Genomic DNA, 5,184 nt, shown 5'->3' with positions numbered 1-5,184 from the left:
TCTGGTCAGCGGTAATGGGGGTCATGTTCGTTCTCCGTTAAACATGTAGATACGATACATCCTTAAAATGGCCCGTCCCCCGGGCAAATTTTCGCAGTGCGGAAATCCTTTCGCCGCGTCAGCGGACGCGGCCACGCTTCCACAGCACGTCCGCCCCGCCGTCGGTGCGGTTCAGCACGCGCGCCAGCACGAACACAAGATCCGACAGCCGGTTCACGTCACCCCGACGTGCATCAATCAGTTCAACGTTGGCGCCCACCGCCGCGAATCATCTGCCCGCCGCGCGGCCCGCGCGGCGCGTGTGCGGGCTTGCCCGCCGGCTTTTCCTGCTGCTGGCGAGGCGGCTGGCCCTGCTGCTCGCGTGCATCGGCCGCACCATCCGGGTGCCGGGCCGACGGCGCTTTGGCCCGCGTCGGCGCGGGACTTTTAGGTACATTCGACATGGGGGCGCATTATAATCCCGCCCATGAATTCCCAAACCGACCTCCCCTCCGCCCAGACCGGCGCCACGACGCCGCCGCCCGCCGACGACTCGGCCGCCAGTCACGCGCAGTTCGTCGACTGGATGCGCTCCGTCGCGCCCTATATCCACAAGTTCCGCAACAGCACGTTCGTCGTGGGGTTTGGCGGCGAGGTGGTGCAGCAGGGGCTGCTGAATGCGCTCGTGTCCGACATCGCACTGCTGCAGGCGATGGGTATCCAGATCGTGCTGGTGCACGGCTCGCGCCCGCAGGTCGAGGAGCAGCTGAGCCTGCATGGTGTCGAATCCGAGTTTTCGCACGGCCTGCGCATCACCGATGCGCGCGCGCTCGAATCCGCGAAGGAAGCGGCCGGTGAAGTGCGTCTCGACATCGAGGCCGCGATCAGCCAGGGTCTGCCGAACTCGCCGATGGCGCACGCGCACATCAGCGTCGTGTCGGGCAACTTCGTGACCGCACGGCCGGTGGGGATTCTCGACGGGGTCGATTTCGCGCACACGGGCATCGTGCGCAAGATCGACGCCGAATCGATCCGTCATTCGCTCGCGAGCCGCAAGCTCGTGCTGCTGTCGCCGCTGGGCTTCTCGCCGACCGGCGAAGCGTTCAACCTGTCGATGGAAGACGTGGCGTCGGCCGCCGCGATCGCGCTGCGCGCCGACAAGATCGTGTTCCTGACCGAAGGCCCCGGCATCGTCGACGACGAAGGCGAGCTGATCCGCGAAATGTCGCTCGACGCGGCGGCCGAGCTGCTCGATTCCGGCAACGTCCAGGGCGACGACGCGTTCTTCCTGAAGCACTCGATCCGCGCGTGCCGCGGCGGCGTGACCCGGGCGCACCTGATTCCGCAGTCGCTCGACGGCAGCATGCTGCTCGAACTGTTCCTGCACGACGGCGTCGGCACGATGATCTCGTACGAGAACCTCGAAAGCCTGCGCGAAGCGACGCCGGACGACGTCGGCGGTATCCTGTCGCTGATCGAGCCGCTCGAGTCGGACGGCACGCTGGTACGACGCGGCCGCCACCAGATCGAACGCGACATCGACCACTTCTCGGTGATCGAGCACGATGGCGTGCTGTTCGGCTGTGCGGCGCTGTATCCGTACCAGCAGGAGAAGATCGGCGAGATGGCGTGCCTGACGGTCGCGCCGGAAGCGCAGGGCTCGGGCGACGGCGAACGCCTGCTCAAGCGCATCGAGCAGCGTGCCCGCGCGCGCGGCCTCACGCATATCTTCGTGCTCACGACGCGCACCGAGCACTGGTTCCTCAAGCGCGGCTTCGTCAAGGTCAGCGTCGACGACCTGCCGGAAGACCGCCGCAAACTCTATAACTGGCAGCGCAAGTCGCTCGTGCTGATGAAGCAGCTCTGAGCGCAGGCACGACTGCCCTCCCCCAGACCGATTACAGGAGAAGTACACGATGGCTCGAATGATTCAATGCGCGAAGCTCGGCAAGGAAGCCGAAGGCCTCGATTTCCCGCCGCTGCCGGGCGAACTCGGCAAGCGCATTTACGAGAGCGTCTCGAAGGAAGCGTGGCAAGGCTGGCTGAAGCAGCAAACGATGCTGATCAACGAAAACCGCCTGAACATGGCCGACCCGCGCGCGCGCCAGTACCTGATGAAGCAGACCGAGAAGTACTTCTTCGGCGACGGCGCGGACCAGGCGTCCGGCTACGTGCCGCCGACGGAAGGCTGATGACGCGATGCGCGCGGCTGGCTACCTGCCGGCCGTGCGCTCCGGGAAAGACGGCACCGTGTTTCGCACGGTGCCGTTTTCTTTTGGGGCGCGTGTTCGGAGTGTTCCGGCCTCGCGCGCGCCGCTCAGCCGGCCGGTTTCAGCGCGCCGCCCTCGCCCGGCTGCGCAGTCCCGCCGGCCGCGGGTTCCGCGCTGCCGCCTTCGGTGCCCCATTCGGCCGCGTCGCTGCGTTCGGCCGTCGACAGCTCATCCGCGCGATACCCGGTGCGATTCAGCAGCACCAGCATGCAGACAAGCGACACGAACGCGTAGAGCCCCGATGCGACCGCGACGCCGACGATGCTGCCGGTCGCGTTGAGGATCGCCTGCGCGAGCACCGGCGTGCCGCCGCCGACGACGAGCGCGCTCAACTGATACGCGAGCGACAGGCCGGTGTAGCGGATGTTCGCCGGGAACACGCGCGCGAGCACGCCGCCGACCGCGCCATAGAACATCGCCGACGGAATCGTCGAAATGCACATGCCCGCGACGGCCACCCAGTACGAACGCGTCGCGAGCGCATGGAACATCACGGGCATCAGCACGATTTCCGGAATCAGGATCCAGCACATCGCGCGGCGCATGTCGACCTTCGACACGAACCACGCGCCGACCGGCTGCATCAGGAACTGCACGACGAGCGAGATCGACAGGATGCCGAGGAACGTGCCCTGCGCGTAGCCGAGCGTCTTGGTCGCCCACGACAACGCGAACGTGCTGCGGAAGTACGTGACGTTGATCACCGGCAGCGTGCCGGCCGCGAGCAGCACGACCACCCAGTGATCGCGCACGACGTCGCGCAACGGCAGCTTCACGGTGCGCTTGCGCGCAAGCACGCGCTGCATGTCGGCCGACTCCTCGAGCCTCAGCCGGATCACCATGCCGATGATCACGAGCACGGCCGACAGCAGGAACGGAATGCGCCAGCCCCACATCAGGAACGACGGGGTCGGCAGCGCGCTCAGCGCGAAGAACGCGGCCGTGGCCAGCAGGTTGCCGGTCGGCGAGCCCTGCTGCGCGAACGCCGCATACAGGATGCTGCGATGCTTCGGTGCGTTCTCGCTCGCGATCAGCACCGCGCCGCCCCACTCGCCGCCGACCGCGATGCCCTGCAGCACGCGCAGCACGACGAGGCCGGCCGGCGCCCAGACGCCGATCTGCGCATAGCCGGGCAACAGGCCGATGCCGGTCGTGGCCAGCCCCATCATCACCAGCGTGATCACGAGCGCCGTCTTGCGGCCGACCCGATCGCCGAGATGCCCGAACACGATGCCGCCGAGCGGCCGCGCGGCGAAGCCGGCCCAGAACGTGACGAACGCCAGCAGCGTCGCGACGCCGGGATCCATCGTGCTTGAAAAGAACACCTTGCCGAACACGAGCGCTGCGGCCGTGCCGTAGATGTAGAAGTCGTACCACTCGATCGTGGTGCCGACGAACGCCGCGAGGGCGGCGCGGCCGGGCCGCGGCTGCGGCTGCGGCGCGGCGGTTGGGGATGGCTGGCGGTTCATCGATGTCTCCATGTTTGTGATCGGCGGCGCGACTGGCGCGCGCCTTGCCGGATGGCCGGCCTTGCGCCGCCGGCTGGCGGTGTTGCTTGACGTTCCGCTTCGTCGCGCAGCCAGGCTCACCGGCGCGCGCGTCGGTCAGTCACGTCTGGTCGGGTGCGATCTTCAGCACGCCAGCGTCGAGCAATTGCTGCTGGAGCGCGGGATCGACGCCGAGGCGATCGAGCACCGCGCGCGTGTCGCCGCCCAGCGCGGGCGGCGGCGAACGATAGGTGGCCGGCGTGCGCGACAGCTTCACCGGCGACGCCGTGCCGCGATACGCGCCGATCTCGACGAACAGGTTTCGGTGCAACGCATGCGGATCGTGCGCGACGTCGGCCACCGTGCGCACTGGCCCGCACGGCACGCCAGCGGCCATCAGGTCGCGCGCGAGCGGCTCGCATGCGTGCGCGGCGAGCCGTGCTTCCAGTTCGGCCTTCAGCTCGGGCCGGTGCGCGCAGCGGCTGCGGTTGTCGACGAAGCGCGGATCGCTTGCGAGCGCCGGCACGCCGAGATGCGCGACGAGCCGCGCGAACTGCCGGTCGTTGCCGATCGCGAGAAAAATCGGCACGGTCGCCGTGCGATAGCTGTCGTACGGCGCGATGTTCGGATGCGCGTTGCCGCTGCGCTCCGGCACGCGCCCGGAACCGAAGAAGTTCGGCAGGTGCGGATGCAGCAGCGACACGCCGCAGTCGTACAGCGCGATGTCGATCGACTGCCCTTGCCCGCTCTTCTCGCGCTCGGCGAGCGCCAGCAGGATGCCGGCCAGCGCGTTGAGGCCCGTGACCATGTCGACGATCGGTAGACCGATGCGCGTCGCATCGCCGTCGCGCTCGCCGTTGACGCTCATCAGTCCCGCCATCGCCTGGATCACCGCGTCGTAACCGGGCAGCCCGCCGAGCGGCCCACCTTCGCCGAAGCCCGTCACCGCGCAGTGGATCAGGCGCGGGAAGCGTGGCTGCAGGTCGCGCACGTAATCCATCCCCCAGCGCGCAAGCGTGCCGGGCTTGAAGTTCTCGATGAGCACGTCGGCCTCTTCGAGCAGGCGCCACAGGATCGCGCGCCCCTCGTCGCGCGACAGGTCGAGCGCGAGCCCTTCCTTGTTGCGGTTGACGCCCATGAAATACCACGCGGTATCGCCGAGGAACGGCGGCCCCCAGCCGCGCGTCTCGTCGCCGTCCGGTGGCTCGATCTTGATCACCGTCGCCCCGTGGTCGGCGAGCGCCTGCGTGCAGTACGGGCCGCCGAGCACACGGCTCAGGTCGACGACCTTCAGGCCGTCCAGTGCGCCACGCGTCGGGCTCATCGTTCGACCTCCGGCAGCAGGTCGAGCGCGGTATCGAGCGCGATCGGCGTGCCGCGCAGCAGTGCGCCGTATGCGGCCGATTCGTCGTCGCGCGACGCCGGTGCGAGCGGATCGACCGGCAGCA

The 5,184-nt window shown here is 68.3% G+C and carries 4 protein-coding genes and 1 pseudogene; 2 read left to right on the top strand and 3 right to left on the bottom strand.

Translation table 11 applies throughout. The annotated features are described in order from the left end of the window. Positions 1-118: 118 nt before the first annotated feature. Positions 119-241, bottom strand: a pseudogene (locus G3N61_RS37780) (ATP:cob(I)alamin adenosyltransferase); the annotation flags it as partial. Positions 242-466: 225 nt separating this feature from the next. On the opposite strand from G3N61_RS37780, the gene argA reads away from it, so the two are divergent. Together argA and G3N61_RS37770 are read left to right on the top strand one after the other, a co-directional pair. Further along, on the top strand, positions 467-1,846 hold the full coding sequence (argA, locus tag G3N61_RS37775; RefSeq protein ID WP_043190410.1) for an amino-acid N-acetyltransferase: 1,380 nt from the start codon (positions 467-469) through the stop codon (positions 1,844-1,846). Positions 1,847-1,895: 49 nt separating this feature from the next. Continuing rightward, positions 1,896-2,171: an oxidative damage protection protein gene (locus G3N61_RS37770; protein ID WP_006478357.1), complete on the top strand. Its 276-nt coding sequence runs from the start codon at positions 1,896-1,898 to the stop codon at positions 2,169-2,171. A 125-nt stretch (positions 2,172-2,296) separates the two neighbouring features. Here G3N61_RS37770 and G3N61_RS37765 read toward each other — a convergent pair whose 3' ends face one another. Further along, complete coding sequence (locus tag G3N61_RS37765) at positions 2,297-3,718, bottom strand: MFS transporter (RefSeq protein WP_205824967.1); 1,422 nt, start codon at positions 3,716-3,718, stop codon at positions 2,297-2,299. A gap of 139 nt (positions 3,719-3,857) precedes the next feature. Next, complete coding sequence (locus tag G3N61_RS37760; RefSeq protein WP_205824966.1) at positions 3,858-5,060, bottom strand: CaiB/BaiF CoA-transferase family protein; 1,203 nt, start codon at positions 5,058-5,060, stop codon at positions 3,858-3,860. Positions 5,061-5,184: the final 124 nt, after the last annotated feature.

The organism is Burkholderia sp. Ac-20349 (assembly GCF_017104865.1).
In the GTDB taxonomy this organism is placed as follows: Bacteria; Pseudomonadota; Gammaproteobacteria; order Burkholderiales; family Burkholderiaceae; genus Burkholderia; species Burkholderia aenigmatica.
Note: the sequence above shows the minus strand (reverse complement) of the source record. Positions and strands in the feature narration are given on the sequence as shown.